We start from the raw sequence: 14,013 nt of genomic DNA on the forward strand, positions 1-14,013 counted from the left end.
CGCGTGGGCGGGTGCGGGCCCGCTGCCGGGGGCCAGCCCCCGGACCCCCGCGCCTCAAGCGCCGGCGGGGCTGGGTTGTGCCGGCGTTTGAGGCGCGGGCGCGGAGCGCCGTGTCGTGACCCGCACCCGCGGGACCCGGCGCGCGAGCGGCCGCGGGGGGCCGGACCCGTACGGGGCCGGGGGTGGGCCGGGGCCGACACGCCGGTGGGGTGGTGGCCGACCCCCGTAGCCCAGCGGCAGCGGCCTGGCAGGGTGGGGGAGTGGATCAGCTTGCTCTGCTGTTCGTGCTGCTGCTCGGGGCCGTCGTCAGCGTTCCGCTCGGGGACCGGCTGGGGCTGCCCGCGCCCGTGCTGATGACCATCACCGGGGTGGTGCTGGCCCTGGTGCCCGCCGTGCCGAACGTCGACATCCCGCCCGAGTACATCCTGCCGCTCGTGCTGCCCCCGCTGCTGTACGCCTCCGCACAGCGCACCTCCTGGCGCCAGTTCGCGGCCAACGTACGGCCCATCCTGCTGCTGGCCGTGGCCCTGGTCTTCGTGACCACCGCCGCCGTCGCCGCCGTCGCGCACGCCGTCGTGCCGGGGCTGCCCGTCGCCGCCGCCGTCGCGCTCGGGGCGCTCATCGCCCCGCCCGACCCCGTCGCGGCCACCGCCGTCGCCGGATCGCTCGGGCTGCCCCGCAGGATGGTGTCGATCCTGGAGGGGGAGGGGCTGTTCAACGACGTCACCGCCATCGTGCTCTACCACGTCGCCGTCGCCGCCGTCGTCAGCGGAAGCTTCTCGTGGCCCGACGCGCTCGGGGAGTTCGTCCTGTCCGCGGTCGTCGCGGTGGCCGTGGGGCTCGGGCTCGGCTGGGTGACGCGGTGGATGATGGGCCGGCTCGGGGACGCCACCCTCCAGATCGGGCTGACGCTGCTCGTGCCGTTCGTCGCGTACGTGGTGGCGGAGGAGCTCCAGGGCTCCGGGGTGCTGGCCGTGCTGACCACCGCCCTGTTCCTCGCCGAGTACGCCTCGGACGCCGACGACGTGCTGGGGCGGCTGGCAGGCCACACCTTCTGGGAGATCGTCGACACCCTGGTCACCGGCGTGGCCTTCGGGCTGATCGGGCTGGAGCTGCACAACGTCTTCGGCGTCGCGAAGGGCCGGGCCGGGGAGATGGCGGGCTGGGCCGCGATCGTGATCGTCGTGGTCGTCGGCGTACGGCTGGTGTGGCTGCTCCCGGCGGCCTGGCTGGCGAAGAAGCTGCACGGCCGGCGCGACTACGACGAGGAGATCCCGCTGAGCTGGCGGGAGAGCGTGGTGATGTGGTGGGCCGGGATGCGCGGGGTGGCCTCGGTGGCGCTGGCCCTGGCCATCCCCCTGCGCACGGACGCCGGGGATCCGTTCCCCGCCCGGGACGAGATCGTGTTCATCGCCTTCGCGGTGATCATGGTGACCCTGGTGTGCCAGGGCCTGACGCTGCCCTGGCTGGTGCGGCGGCTGGGGGTGGAGGCCGACGCGGATGCCGAGCGCGAGGGCCGGCGGCGGCTGGCGCTGCGCGCGGCGAAGGCGGCGAAGCGGCGGCTGAGGGAGATCGAGGAGGTCGAGGACCTGCCCGAGGACCTCGTGGAGACCCTGTACCGGCGCGCGTACGACGTCGGGGCCAGGATCAGCCCCGACCTGGTGGACGAGGAGCGGCGGGAGGCCTACGGGAAGCGGGTGGAGCGGATCCGGGACGTGCAGCGGATCCAGCGGGAGATGATGTCCGCCGCCCGGCACGAGGTACTGGCCGCGCGGAGCGAGCCGGGGGCGGACCCGGAGATCGTGGACCGGGTGCTGCGGCACCTGGACGTGCGCAGCCTGCGCAGTCCGTAGGACCGGGCCCGCCCGCCCCCCCGGCCCGGCCGGCGATGGCCGGGGGCCGGGGCGGGCAGGCTCCGCGGGAGCCGGCCTAGACCTGGTAGCGGTCCGGGGCGAAGAGGTGCAGGTTCGCCTCGATCCAGTCGGAGGTGCGGCGCAGGCCCTCCGTCAGGGAGACCTCGGGCTTCCAGCCGGCCCAGGCGCGGGCGCGGGAGTTGTCCGAGAGGAGGCGCTGGACCTCGCTGCCCGAGGGGCGCAGCCGGGACGGGTCCACGACCACCTCGGCGTCCCGGCCCGAGGCCGCGATCAGCGCCTGCGCCAGGTCGCCGACGGATATCTCCTGGCCGGAGCCGAGGTTGACCACCTGGCCCAGCGCCCGCTCGCACTCCGCCACCGCGAGGAACCCCTCGGCCGTGTCCGTCACGTACGTGAAGTCCCGGGTGGGGGCCAGGGAGCCGAGGCGGACCTCACGGGCGCCCGAGTGCAGCTGGGCCAGGATCGTCGGGATCACCGCACGCGCCGACTGGCGCGGGCCGTAGGTGTTGAAGGGGCGCACCACCGTCACCGGCAGTTCGAAGGCGTGGTGGAAGGAGAGCGCCATCATGTCCGCACCGATCTTCGAGGCGGAGTACGGGGACTGCGGCTGGAGCGGGTGGTCCTCCGCGATGGGCGCCGTGCGGGCCGTGCCGTAGACCTCGCTGGTGGAGGTGTGGACCAGGCGGCGCACGCCGTGCCGGCGGCAGGCCTCCGCCATGTTCTCCGTACCGGTGACGTTCGTCTGCACGTACGCGCCCGGCGAGGCGTAGCTGTACGGGATCCCGATCAGTGCCGCGAGGTGGAAGACGGTGTCGCAGCCGGCCACCGCGTCGCTGACCCGGCCCGCGTCGCGGACGTCGCCCGCCCACATCTCCACCGGGCCGCCGGGGTCGGCGAGGTAGCGGGCCAGGTGGCCCTTCTCGGCGTACGGCTTGTAGTGCACGAAGGCGCGGACCCGGGCGCCCCGCGCCACCAGCAGGTCCACCAGTGTCGAGCCGATGAACCCCTCGGCCCCGGTGACGAGGACGGTACGGCCGGTCCAGTTCGTGGTCATGCGTGCTCCAAAGCGGTGAGGGGGAGGCCGGCCACGCGGAGGACCTCCGCGGCCAGCAGTTCGGCGGCCCGCGCGTGCGGGCCGGGGTCGGCGGCGCCCGCCATCGACGCCAGCCGGGCCGGGTCGGCCAGCAGCGGGCCGATGAGCTCGGCGAGACGTTCGGCGGTGGCCTCCGCGTCGGACAGCAGCAGCCCCGCGCCCGCGTCGGACAGCACCCGGGCGTTGTGCGTCTGGTGGTCGCCCGGGGCGTGCGGGTAGGGCACGAGCACGGCCGGGACCCCGGTCGCCGCGAGCTCGGCCACCGTCGCGGAGCCCGCCCGGCACACCACCAGGTCGGCGGCCGCGTAGACGAGGTCCATGCGGTCCAGGTACGGCACGGCCCGGGCGATCCGCCGCCCGCCGGTCACGGTGAGGTCCGTCTCCGTGTCGGGCAGCGCCGCCGGGCCCGTCTTGATCAGCAGCTGTACGTCGTCGCGCCCCTGCCAGAGCCCGGCCAGCCCGGCGGCCGCCCCGGTGAGGCGTACGGCGCCCAGGCTGCCGCCGTTGAAGACCACCAGCCGGCGCCCCGCGGGGACCCCCAGCGCGCCCCGGGCCTCGGCGCGCAGCTCCGCGCGCCGCGGGCCGGGGAGCTCCGCGAGCCCCGCCAGCGCCGCGGAGATCGGCATGCCGGTGGTCAGCGCCCCCGCCCCGCCCGCCAGCCGGGCGCGGCTGCGGTCGAAGGCCACCGCGACGTGCGGGGTGAGCCGGGCCGCGAACCGGTTGGCCCGGCCGGGCACCGCGTTCGACTCGTGGATCACGGCGGGCAGCCCGGCCAGCCGGGCGCCGAGCACCACCGGCGCGCTGGGATAACCGCCCATGCCGACGACCGCGTGCGCGCCCTGTGCCCGGATCACCGCACGGGCCTGGTGCGCCGAGCGCAGCAGCGCGGCGGGCAGCAGGTAGCGCTTCGCGCCCAGCGCCGGGTCGAAGGGGATCATGTCAACGGTGTGCAGGCGGTAGCCGGCGCCCGGTATCAGCTCGGTCTCCAGGCCCCGCTCGGTCCCGACGAACGAGATCACGGCCCCCGGGACCGCGGCGCGCAGCGCCTCGGCGAGGGCGAGCCCCGGATAGATGTGGCCGCCGGTGCCGCCCGCACCGATCACGACGGAGAGTGCCGCCGGTGTGTGTCGAGTGGTCATGGACGCACACTCGCGGTGCGTCCTAAGAAGGTTCTAAGAGGTTCTCGTCGCTGCCTTTGGCAGGCTTTGTCCCATGAGGCAGCGGATTCTGGTGGTCGACGACGAGCCCGAGGTGCGGGCCGCCGTGGAGGACGGCCTGGCCATCGAGGGGTTCGAGGTGCGCGGGGCGGCGGACGGGCTGGCCGCGCTGTCCGAGGTGGCGCGCTGGGAGCCGGACGCGGTCGTCCTGGACGTGCTGATGCCGGTGCTCGACGGGCTGGGGGTGTGCCGGCAGCTGCGGGCGATGGGCGACCGTACGCCCGTGCTCGTCCTGACCGCGCTGGACTCCGTCAGCGAACGCGTCGACGGGCTGGAGGCCGGGGCCGACGACTACCTCGTCAAACCGTTCGCGCTGGACGAGCTGGTCGCGCGGGTGCGGGCCCTGCTGCGGCGGGCCGCCCCCGAGCCCCCGGGCGCCGCCCCGCTGGGCTTCGACGACCTCGTCCTGGATCCGGGCACCCGGACCGGCCGGCGGGGCGGGCGGCCGCTGGAGTTCAGCCGGACCGAGGCCGCGCTGCTGGAACTGCTGCTGCGCCACCCCGGTCAGGTGCTCCCGCGCGAGCTGATCCTCGAACTGGTGTGGGGCCAGGACTTCGGGCCGGACTCCAACTCGCTGGCCGTCTACGTCGGCTACCTGCGCCGGAAACTGGAGGCCGGCGGCGAGCCCCGGCTGGTCCACACCGTGCACGGGGTCGGCTACCGGCTGGACACGGCGTGAAACGCGCCGACCGGCGGCGACGCGCCCCGTCCTGGCGCAGGCGGGGGCCGCTGCGGACCCGGCTCGCGCTGTCCGTCACCGCGGCCGTGGCCCTGGTGGCCGTCGTGGTGTGCGTGACCGCGTTCTTCGTCGTACGGGACGCGCTGTACTGGCAGCTCGATCTCAACCTGACCCAGTCCGCCCGGCTCGCCGCGCAGCGCCACCCCGACGAGGTGCCCGGCACGCTGGCGGGGGAGTGCCGCTTCCTGGCCGCCCCCGCGTGCGCGGAGGTGGTGCCGGCCGACCCGGACCGGGACCCGCCCGCGCCGGGACTGCTGCCCGTGGCCCCGGCCGCGCGGCAGGTCGCCGCGGGCACGCGGGCCCCGTACTTCTCGAACATCACGGTGGACGGGCACCCCGCGCGGATGCTCACCACCGACTACGCCCAGGGGCGGGCCCTCCAGGTGGCGCTGCGGTCCGACAGCGTCGAGGGCGGGACGCGGGAGGCCACCTGGTGGCTCGTCCTGACGGCGGTGGCGGGAGTGCTGCTGGCCGCCGTACTCGGCCGCTGGGTCTCCCGGACCGGCCTCGCCCCCGTGACCCGGCTGACCGCGATGGCCGAGCGGATCGCCGCGACCCGGGATCCGCGGCACCGGATCGAGCTGCCGCCGCCGGGGCGGGAGGACGAGATCACCCGGCTGGCCGGGAGCTTCAACACGATGCTCGGTGAACTGGAGCAGTCCGTCACCGCGCAGCGGCGGCTGGTCGCGGACGCCTCGCACGAGCTGCGGACCCCGCTGACGGCGCTGCGGACCAACGCGGAACTGCTGGCCCGGGCCGACCGGCTGACCACCGCGCAGCGCGAGCGGGCGGCGGCCGCGCTGGGGCGCCAGCTGCGGGAGGTGACGGGGCTGGTGAACGACCTGATCGAGCTGGCGCGGGACGAGGAGCCGACGCCGTTGGTGGAGCAGGTGCGGCTGGACCTGCTCGTGCGGCACTGCGCGGAGGCGGCCCGGGCGCACTGGCCCGCGGTGGAGTTCCGGGTGGAGACGGCCGAGGCGGTGGTGCCGGGGGTGCCGGCGCGGCTGAGCCGGCTGGTGGGGAACCTGCTGGACAACGCGGCGAAGTTCAGCCCGCCGGGGCTGCCGGTGGAGGTGGAGCTGACGGCGCGCGAGGGCGGGGCCCCCGAGCTGACGGTCCGCGACCACGGCCCGGGCATCGCCCCGGAGGACCTGCCGTACGTCTTCGACCGCTTCTACCGGGCCGGGACCGCCCGCGCCCTGCCGGGCTCGGGGCTGGGGCTGGCGATGGCCCGGCAGATCGCGCGGGCGCACGCGGCGGAGCTGACGGCGCAGCCCGCACCCGGCGGCGGCGCGCTGCTGCGCCTGACGTTCCGACCCCCGCGCACCCCGACAGGGCCTAGGGGCGGGGGTCGGTCTCCGAGGTCGTGACCCGGGGGAAGGCGTACGGGTGCTGGGCGGACAGCCAGGTGACCAGCTGCTCGCGCACCGCGCAGCGCAGGGTCCACACCTCGTCGGCGTTCCTGGCCGTGACGACGGCGCGCACCACGATGGTGTTCGGTGTGGTGTCGGTCACGGCCAGGGAACCGGTGCGGCCGTCCCATTCGGGGATGTCCTTGAGGAGCTCCGCCAGCTTGTCCCGCATCAGGGCGACCGGCGCCGCGTGGTCGAGGTGGAAGAAGACGGTGCCGGTGATCTCGGCGCCGCCGCGCGACCAGTTCTCGTAGGGCTTGCTCGTGAAGTAGGAGACCGGCATCGTGATGCGGCGTTCGTCCCAGGTGCGGACCACGAGGAAGGTCAGGGTGATCTCCTCGACCGTGCCCCACTCCTTGTCCACGACGACGGTGTCCCCGATGCGCACGGTGTCGCCGAAGGCGATCTGGAGTCCGGCGAAGAGGTTGCCGAGGGTGGACTGGGCGGCGATGCCGGCCACGATGCCGAGGACACCGGCCGAGGCCAGCATCGAGGCGCCGGCCACCCTCATGGCGGGGAAGGTCAGCAGCATCGCGGCGACGGAGACCACCACCGCCACGGCGACGACCACCCGCTGGATCAGGGTGACCTGGGTGCGGACGCGGCGGACCCGGGCTTCGTTCGGGTGGGAGGCGGCGTAGCGGGAGTAGACGGAGTCCACGACCGCCGTGGCGATCCGGACGAGGAGCCAGGCGGTCGAGGCGATCATCAGCAGGGCCAGGACGTGCCCGACGGCGGCCCGGTGGGCGGGGAAGACGCCCGCCCGCCGGTACGAGGCCTGGAGCAGGCCCGTGGCCAGGACCAGCCGGAAGGGCGGGACGCAACGGCGCAGCAGCCCCCACAGCGGAGTCTCGGTGTGCCGGGCGTCGGCCTTGCGCAGCAGCAGGTCGAGCAGCCACCCGGCGAGCAGGGTGAGGACCAGTACGGCGGCGAGGGCCACGACGGGACGCAGGACGTTCTCCATCTCCATACCCTGAACCTAACCGCGACGGGTCCCGCGACTCCTGCCTTCGCGGTGAATGGCACGATGGGAGGCATGAACATCGTGCTCTTCCATTCGACGTACGGGCTGCGGCCCGCGGTGCACGCGGCGGCCGACCGGCTGCGCGCGGCCGGTCACCAGGTCCAGGTGCCCGACCTCTTCGAGGGGCGTACGTTCGCGACGGTCGAGGAGGGGATGGCCCACCAGGACGAGGTCGGCCGCGACGAGCTGCTCAAGCGGGCGGTCCTGGCCGTGGCGCCGTACTCCGACCAGGGTCTGGTGTACGCCGGTTTCTCCTACGGCGGCTCGGTCGCCCAGCACCTGGCGCTGGCCGACGACAAGGCGCGCGGCCTGCTGCTCCTGCACGGCACGGCGGACCTGGACGAGGACGCGTCGGCCGACGAGCTGCCGGTGCAGCTGCACGTCGCCGACCCGGACCCCTTCGAGCCGCACGACTGGCTGACCGCCTGGTACCTGCGGATGCGGCGGGCCGGGGCGGACGTGGAGGTCCACACTTATCCGGGGGCCGGTCACCTCTTCACGGACCCGGACCTGGACGACTACGACGCCGAGGCGGCGGAGGAGACCTGGAAGGTCGCGCTCGGCTTCCTCGACAGCCTGTAGGGGCGCGGGCCGGCCGTACGGACGGGGCAGGGCCCCCGGCGGTGACGCCGGGGGCCCTGCCGGTGCGCGGGGAGGCGCGGTGGAGCGGACGGAGCGGGAAGGACCTGCCGCCGGTCAGGCGCGGTAGGCCGTCCACATGCTCTTCATGCGCGACACCTGGCCGGCCGTGAACTGGTACATGCAGGAGTCGTACGTGTAGTCCATGAAGTTGTGGATCGGGTCGGCGCCCGGCGCGGTGCAGGTGTCGCGCCCGGTCGGGCACTCGAAGGCCGCGCTGGACTCGGCCGGGGTGTCGGGGACGGAGTCGCCGCTGCCCGTGCAGCCGCCCTGGAAGGTGTGGTACAGACCCATCCAGTGGCCGACCTCGTGGGTGGCGGTGTCGCCCTCGTTGTAGTTGGTGGCGGAGCCGCCGGGCAGCGAGGAGTTGAGGATGACGACGCCGTCCATCTTGGGCGCCGAGGCGTAGGAGCTGGGGAAGGTCGCCCAGCCCAGGAGCCCGCCGCCGAGGTTGGCGGTGTAGAGGTTGAGCGCGTTCTTGCCGCCCTTGCGCAGGGCGTTCTTCATGTCCTTCTCGGCCTTGGTGCCGTCCGAGACGTTGTACCAGGTCGAGTTGTCGGTGTAGTCGGTCCCGGCCAGGCTGAACTGGAAGCCGGAGTTGACGTTGCCGGTGCCCTGGCCCGCGTAGGCCGCGTTGAGGACCGCGATCTGGTTGTTGATCTGGGCGGCCGTCAGCTTGCCGGTGGTGCCGGAGGTGATGACGTGCACGTAGACCGGGATGGTCGTGACGGCGGCCGCGGCGCCGGCGCGCATGCCCTCGCTCTGCTGGGGGGAGAGCTGGAGCTGGGCGAGCTTCTTCTTCAGGTCGGCGTCCATGGACTTGACCTGGTCGGCGCTGATCTCGTTGGGGTCGGCCGCGTGGTGGTCCTTGGGCCGGGCCACGCGGGCGTTGGCAGGGGCGGAGCCCTGCTCGGCACAGACCTCGGCGGGGGTCTTCGCCGCGGCGGCGGCGACCGTGGTCGGGGCCGTCAGCGGGGCGAAGGCCAGGGTCGAGGCCAGGACGGCCGTGCCCATGAGGCGGCGGCGAAGAAGGGGGGATATGCGGGCAACGGCGCGCACGTTGACTCCTCGCGAAGCGTGGTGGGGGGTGAGGTATTTCCTCACGCTGGCCGGAAGCTTACGTGTGCATGTCATTCATTTGGCAAGTACCCGGAGGTTAAAGATTTGTTGCCGATGATGCGGTAGGGGCTCCTGGTCTTGCGTCAGGAGCCCCTGTCGACAGCAGATTTGACGGTATGTCAGAAAACCGGACGGTCGGCCCGCTCCACCTTCTGCGTGCCGCTCGGCGTGCGGTACGAGCGCTCCCACGAGGAGGTCGCGTCCTGCCGCCGCTTGTCCGAGACCACGTAGTAGTCCATCTGCGAGCGCTCGGCCGTCACGTCCAGGACCCCGTAGCCGTGGGAGTCCATGTCCACCCACTTGACGTGCCAGTTCGCGGCCTTGACGGCCCCTTCCGCGACCAGCGAGAGCGTGTCCGGCAGGACGTGCAGCGTGTCGTCGAGGTTGTCGGAGGTCACCGAGGTCACCACGAACTCGGTCGCCGCCGTCCCGGAGCCCGGGTACGTTGCCTTCTCCACCGGCAGCTCGTTCGCGAACGACATGTGGATGTCGCCGGTCAGGAACACCGTGTTCTTGATGTTCTTTTCCTTCAAGTGGCCCAGGAGTTCCTTGCGGTCGTCCGTGTAGCCGTCCCACTGATCCACATTGATCGCTATTCCACCCTCGGGCAGGCCGAGCAGCTTGGTGAGCGGCTTCAGCAGGTGCGCGGGCAGCGCGCCGAAGGCCAGCGGCGAGATCATCACCGAGGTGCCCACCAGCTGCCAGGCCGCGTTCGAGGACGCCAGCCCGGCCTTGAGCCAGTCCAGCTGGGCCCGTCCGGTGATGGTGCGCTCGGGGTCGTCCACCGAGCCGCTGCCGACCTTGGCCTGCTGCGAACGGAAGCTGCGCAGGTCCAGCAGGTGCAGGTCGGCGAGGGTGCCGAAGCGCAGCCGCCGGTAGACGGTACCCGCGATGGAGGGGCGGACGGGCATCCACTCGAAGTAGGCCTGCTTGGCGGCGGCCGCCCGGGCCGCCCAGTCGCCCTCGGCGCCGGGGGTGTGGTTCTCCGCGCCGCCGGACCAGGAGTCGTTGGCGAACTCGTGGTCGTCCCAGATGGCGACGATCGGGTGCGCCGCGTGCAGGGCCTGGAGGTCGGCGTCCGTCTTGTACTTGCCGTGCCGGGTGCGGTAGTCGGCCAGCGAGACGATCTCGTTGCGGGGCTCGTGCGGGCGCACGACGTACTTGGCCTCCGGGTAGGTCCCGGTGGCGTACTCGTAGATGTAGTCGCCCAGGTGCAGCACCGCGTGCAGGTCGGCGCGGGCGGCCAGGTGCCGGTACGCCGAGAAGTAGCCGGACTCCCAGTTGGCGCAGGACACCACGCCGAAGCGCACGCCGGGGGTGCGGGTGTCGGCGGCCGGGGCGGTCAGGGTCCGTCCGGCCGGGGAGACGGCGTCGCCGGCGGTGAACCGGTACCAGTACGGGGTCTGCGGGCGCAGTCCGCGCACGTCGGCCTTGACGGTGTGGTCGGTGGCGGCGCGGGCGGTGACGGAACCGCTCGCGACGATCCGGGAGAAGGCCTTGTCCTCGGCCACCTCCCAGCCCACCGCGGTGTCCGGGCCGACGCCGGAGCCGGGGACGGACTCCGCGGTCGGGGTGACGCGGGTCCACAGCAGGATCCCGTCGGGCAGCGGGTCGCCCGAGGCGACGCCGTGCAGGAACGCGGGCGCGGATCCGGCCGCGTGGGCGGCCGCGGCGCCGAGCCCGGCGATCGGTGCGAGCGCGGCCGTGGCGGCGGCGGCCAGGACGACCGAACGGCGGCGCGGGTGTGCCGGGCGGGCGGCCATGGGGGCGCCGTCGGCGGAGGGGGTGAGATGACTGGTCACGGGCGATCATATTACTGATCGGTATTCAGCCAGGAACAGTCTCGAAAAGGCAACGGGTGGGCGAACTCTGGGAGTTCACCCACCCGTTGTCCGCCCAATTGCGGCCGGATGCGGACGGATCAGCCGGCCAGGGCCTTGTCGATCGCGGCCGTGAACGCCTCCGGCGTGGCCGGGGTGTCGATCTTCTTGCCGTCCATCTTCAGCGTCGGGGTGCCGGTCACCCCGGACTTGTTGAAGGCCTTGGACATGTCCATCGCCCACCGGTCGTACGTACCGTCCTCGACGGCCTTCTTGAACTCGGCGTTGCCCTTGAGCGCCGGAACCGTGTCCGCGACCTTGATCAGGTAGTCGTCCTTGGCGAAGCTGTCGACGCTCTCGTCGGGGTGCAGGTCCTTGGAGTACAGGGCGGCCTTGTAGTCGAGGAAGGCCTGCGGGCTGACGTTCAGCGCCGCGCCCAGCGCGCTCAGCGCGTTCTTCGAGCCCTCGCCCTTGGCGGCGTTGTCGATGAAGGTGGCACCGAAGTACCGGAGCTTGTACTTGCCGGCGTCGACGTCCTTCTTGACCTGCTCGCCGGAGGACTGCTCGAAGGCGGCGCACGCCGGGCAGCGGGAGTCCTCGTAGATCTCCAGGGTCTTCTTGGCCTCGGGCTTGCCGACGACGACGGTCAGGCCGTCCGCGCCCTCGGTGTTCTTCGGCTTGACCAGGGTGGCGTCGGCGGCCTTCTCCCAGTAGCCGGGCTCGTTGCCCTTGACGACCAGGTAGCCGACGCCCCCCGCCAGGGCCAGCAGGGCGACGAGCCCGCCGGCCACCAGCGCCTGGCGGCGCACCTTGTCCTTCTTGGCCTGCTTCTCGCGCTCGATGCGCAGCTTCTCGCGGGCGGCGGCCTTGTTCTGCTGGCTGTTGCGTGCACTCATGATGATCTCCGTGGGGCGTGGAAGGGCTGGGGAGGGGGACTGCCGTACGTACGTCAGGCGCTCGCGAGCGCCGCACGTGCGGGAGGTCCCCTCCGTCCCACGGAATGTGCCGGGAAGCGGGTACGGGCGGCCGTGCCCGGGAACCGCGGGCGCAGCGCCCGCCCGGCGGGCCCGGCGCCCGCCGTCACCGAGGCGACCGCCAGCAGCAGCGGCCGGAACGCCAGGGCGGCCACCGCCCGCAGCAGCCGGGCCAGGGCCCGCTCGCCGTGCCGCAGCCACGCGGCGGCCAGCAGCCCGACGCCGACGTGCCCGCCCAGCAGCAGCCAGGGCGTCCACGGCCCGGGGGCGGCGAGCAGGGCGGCGGGATCGCCGACGGGTCCGGCCACCGAGGTCAGCGGGCCGCCCACCGGGGTCCCGCCGCACAGCTCGTCCAGGCCCAGCGCGTGCAGCGGGCCGGAGACCGGCCCGCCCGCGGGGCCGTAGCAGACGCGCTGCCCGGCGGTGAAGACCGTGTCGGCGGCCAGTTCCAGCGGGACCAGCAGCCCGGCGATCGGTCCGAAGCCCCGCTCGCGGCCCGCCAGCGCGAACGCGATCGCGAAGACCCCCGCGAAGGCCCCGGCGGCCAGCAGGGGCGGCAGCGGGACCCGGGACAGGAGCACGTGGGAGCCCGCCGAGAGCAGCACGACGAGCGCGCTGAACAGCGCGGCACGCAGTGCCCTCGGTCCTGCCCCTGATATGTCCATCGTCGCGAGTCTTTCATGCCTCCCTGTGAATCCAGGGCCCCGGGCCGCCGCGGCAGCGGAACTACGGCATGATCCGGCCGTTGCGGAACAGGTCCACGAAGATCTGGTGGTCGGCGCGCGCCCGGGCCCCGTAGGCGTGCGCGAAGTCCACCAGGAGCGTCGCGAAACCCTCCTCGTCGGCGGCGATCGCCGCGTCGATGGCCCGCTCGGTGGAGAAGGGGACCAGGGACTGGCCGCTCTCCGCGGCGTCGGCCGCCGCGTGCATGGTGGCCGTGGCCCGGCCCAGGTCCGCGACCACCACCGCGATCTCCTCCGGGTCGTCCAGGTCCGACCAGTCCAGGTCCACCGCGTACGGGGAGACCTCCGCGACCAGCTGTCCGGCCCCGTCCAGCTCCGTCCAGCCCAGCCACGGGTCGGCGTGCGCCTGGAGGGCGCGCTGCGAGATCACCGTGCGGTGGCCCTCGTGCTCGAAGTACTCGCGCACCGCCCGGTCGGTGATGTGCCGGGACACGGCCGGGGTCTGCGCCTGCTTGAGGTAGATCACGACGTCGTTCTCCAGGGCGTCGCTGTGGCCCTCCAGCAGGATGTTGTACGAGGGCAGGCCGGCCGAGCCGATGCCCACGCCCCGGCGGCCCACGACGTCCTTGACCCGGTAGGAGTCCGGGCGGACCAGGGACTCCTCGGGCAGGGTCTCCAGGTACCCGTCGAAGGCGGCCAGCACCTTGTACCGGGTGGCCGCGTCCAGCTCGATCGCACCCCCGCCGTCGCTGAAGCGGCGCTCGTGGTCGCGGATCTCCGTCATCGAGTCCAGCAGGGAGAAACGGGTGCGGGAGCGGGCCGAGCGCAGGGCGGAGAGCAGCGCGCCCTCGGCGGTGTCCAGGGTGAAGGAGGGGACCTCCTCGTGCTTGGCCCCCGTGGCCAGGTGGTGGATCCGCTCCCGGTAGGCGCCCGCGTAGATCCGCACCAGCTCGCTGATCTGCGCGTCGCTGAGGGCCTTGGTGTAGCCGATCAGGGCCACGGAGGCGGCGAAGCGCTTGAGGTCCCAGGTGAAGGGGCCGACGTAGGCCTCGTCGAAGTCGTTGACGTTGAAGACGAGCCGGCCGTTGGAGTCCATGTACGTGCCGAAGTTCTCGGCGTGCAGGTCGCCGTGGATCCACACCCGGCCCGTCTGCTCGTCCAGGTACGGGCCGCCGTGCCGGTCGCGCTCCAGGTCGGCGTAGAAGAGGCAGGCGGTGCCCCGGTAGAAGGCGAAGGCCGAGGCCGCCATCTTCCGGAACTTGACCTGGAAGGCGGCGGGGTCGGCCGCGAGCAGCTCTCCGAACGCGGTGTCGAACACGTCGAGTATCTGCTCGGCGCGCTGCTCGTCGGTCGTCTCGGGTACCGCCATGGCGGATCCTCCTGATGGCGCTGGTCGATCACGTACGGGATCGCATTTCG

The 14,013-nt window shown here is 73.3% G+C and carries 12 protein-coding genes; 4 read left to right on the top strand and 8 right to left on the bottom strand.

Annotated elements, in window-relative coordinates; all coding sequences use genetic code 11:
* Nucleotides 1-260 precede the first annotated feature (260 nt).
* On the top strand, nt 261-1,853 hold the full coding sequence (locus tag SLAV_RS26845) for a Na+/H+ antiporter (RefSeq protein WP_030228061.1): 1,593 nt from the start codon (nt 261-263) through the stop codon (nt 1,851-1,853).
* Between the two features lie 76 nt (nt 1,854-1,929).
* On the opposite strand, the gene SLAV_RS26850 is transcribed toward SLAV_RS26845, so the two are convergent.
* The gene (locus SLAV_RS26850) at nt 1,930-2,928 is read right to left on the bottom strand and encodes an SDR family NAD(P)-dependent oxidoreductase (protein ID WP_030228065.1); all 999 of its coding nucleotides are present in this window, start codon (nt 2,926-2,928) and stop codon (nt 1,930-1,932) included.
* Nucleotides 2,925-4,106 carry a UDP-N-acetylglucosamine--N-acetylmuramyl-(pentapeptide) pyrophosphoryl-undecaprenol N-acetylglucosamine transferase gene (locus SLAV_RS26855; RefSeq protein ID WP_030228068.1) on the bottom strand — a complete coding sequence of 394 codons (1,182 nt, stop codon included), beginning with the start codon at nt 4,104-4,106 and terminating at the stop codon, nt 2,925-2,927. Before SLAV_RS26855 ends, SLAV_RS26850 begins: the two co-directional genes overlap by 4 nt.
* A 73-nt stretch (nt 4,107-4,179) precedes the next feature.
* Here SLAV_RS26855 and SLAV_RS26860 point away from each other — a divergent pair, with 73 nt between their 5' ends.
* Together SLAV_RS26860 and SLAV_RS26865 are read left to right on the top strand one after the other, a co-directional pair.
* A complete protein-coding gene (locus SLAV_RS26860; protein WP_030228071.1) occupies nt 4,180-4,863 on the top strand; it encodes a response regulator transcription factor in 684 nt (227 codons plus the stop codon).
* Entirely contained in the window at nt 4,860-6,293 is a 1,434-nt protein-coding gene (locus tag SLAV_RS26865; RefSeq protein WP_078950218.1) for a sensor histidine kinase, read from the top strand. The genes SLAV_RS26860 and SLAV_RS26865 overlap by 4 nt, the downstream gene beginning before the upstream one ends.
* Here the strand turns inward: SLAV_RS26865 and SLAV_RS26870 are convergent.
* Entirely contained in the window at nt 6,262-7,299 is a 1,038-nt protein-coding gene (locus tag SLAV_RS26870) for a mechanosensitive ion channel family protein (RefSeq protein ID WP_078950227.1), read from the bottom strand. The genes SLAV_RS26865 and SLAV_RS26870 overlap by 32 nt on opposite strands.
* A gap of 63 nt (nt 7,300-7,362) precedes the next feature.
* Here SLAV_RS26870 and SLAV_RS26875 point away from each other — a divergent pair, with 63 nt between their 5' ends.
* Nucleotides 7,363-7,941, top strand: a complete 579-nt coding sequence (locus tag SLAV_RS26875) for a dienelactone hydrolase family protein (RefSeq protein ID WP_078950219.1) — start codon at nt 7,363-7,365, stop codon at nt 7,939-7,941.
* Nucleotides 7,942-8,055: 114 nt separating this feature from the next.
* Here the strand turns inward: SLAV_RS26875 and SLAV_RS26880 are convergent, their stop codons facing one another.
* The 5 genes from SLAV_RS26880 to SLAV_RS26900 form a co-directional block, all read right to left on the bottom strand.
* Nucleotides 8,056-9,012 (bottom strand): zinc metalloprotease, encoded by a 957-nt coding sequence (locus tag SLAV_RS26880; protein WP_030228083.1) that lies wholly within the window; start codon nt 9,010-9,012, stop codon nt 8,056-8,058.
* Between the two features lie 224 nt (nt 9,013-9,236).
* Nucleotides 9,237-10,880, bottom strand: coding sequence for an alkaline phosphatase D family protein (locus SLAV_RS26885; RefSeq protein ID WP_030228086.1), 1,644 nt, complete (start codon nt 10,878-10,880; stop codon nt 9,237-9,239).
* A 158-nt stretch (nt 10,881-11,038) separates the two neighbouring features.
* Nucleotides 11,039-11,833 (bottom strand): DsbA family protein, encoded by a 795-nt coding sequence (locus tag SLAV_RS26890; RefSeq protein ID WP_030228087.1) that lies wholly within the window; start codon nt 11,831-11,833, stop codon nt 11,039-11,041.
* A gap of 53 nt (nt 11,834-11,886) precedes the next feature.
* A complete protein-coding gene (locus SLAV_RS26895; RefSeq protein WP_030228089.1) occupies nt 11,887-12,576 on the bottom strand; it encodes a hypothetical protein in 690 nt (229 codons plus the stop codon).
* A gap of 61 nt (nt 12,577-12,637) precedes the next feature.
* Nucleotides 12,638-13,963, bottom strand: a complete 1,326-nt coding sequence (locus tag SLAV_RS26900) for a DUF2252 domain-containing protein (protein WP_030228090.1) — start codon at nt 13,961-13,963, stop codon at nt 12,638-12,640.
* Nucleotides 13,964-14,013 lie beyond the last annotated feature (50 nt).

Source organism: Streptomyces lavendulae subsp. lavendulae (assembly GCF_002803845.1).
GTDB lineage: Bacteria > Actinomycetota > Actinomycetes > Streptomycetales > Streptomycetaceae > Streptomyces > Streptomyces lavendulae.

What these genes read in the sequence shown, in the direction of transcription:
- SLAV_RS26850 (WP_030228065.1), bottom strand. Translation starts at nt 2,928, where the DNA reads ATGACCACGAACTGGACCGGCCGTACCGTCCTCGTCACCGGGGCCGAG.
- SLAV_RS26855 (WP_030228068.1), bottom strand. Translation starts at nt 4,106, where the DNA reads ATGACCACTCGACACACACCGGCGGCACTCTCCGTCGTGATCGGTGCG.
- SLAV_RS26860 (WP_030228071.1), top strand. Translation starts at nt 4,180, where the DNA reads ATGAGGCAGCGGATTCTGGTGGTCGACGACGAGCCCGAGGTGCGGGCC.
- SLAV_RS26870 (WP_078950227.1), bottom strand. Translation starts at nt 7,299, where the DNA reads ATGGAGAACGTCCTGCGTCCCGTCGTGGCCCTCGCCGCCGTACTGGTC.
- SLAV_RS26875 (WP_078950219.1), top strand. Translation starts at nt 7,363, where the DNA reads ATGGGAGGCATGAACATCGTGCTCTTCCATTCGACGTACGGGCTGCGG.
- SLAV_RS26880 (WP_030228083.1), bottom strand. Translation starts at nt 9,012, where the DNA reads ATGGGCACGGCCGTCCTGGCCTCGACCCTGGCCTTCGCCCCGCTGACG.
- SLAV_RS26885 (WP_030228086.1), bottom strand. Translation starts at nt 10,880, where the DNA reads ATGGCCGCCCGCCCGGCACACCCGCGCCGCCGTTCGGTCGTCCTGGCC.
- SLAV_RS26890 (WP_030228087.1), bottom strand. Translation starts at nt 11,833, where the DNA reads ATGAGTGCACGCAACAGCCAGCAGAACAAGGCCGCCGCCCGCGAGAAG.
- SLAV_RS26895 (WP_030228089.1), bottom strand. Translation starts at nt 12,576, where the DNA reads ATGGACATATCAGGGGCAGGACCGAGGGCACTGCGTGCCGCGCTGTTC.
- SLAV_RS26900 (WP_030228090.1), bottom strand. Translation starts at nt 13,963, where the DNA reads ATGGCGGTACCCGAGACGACCGACGAGCAGCGCGCCGAGCAGATACTC.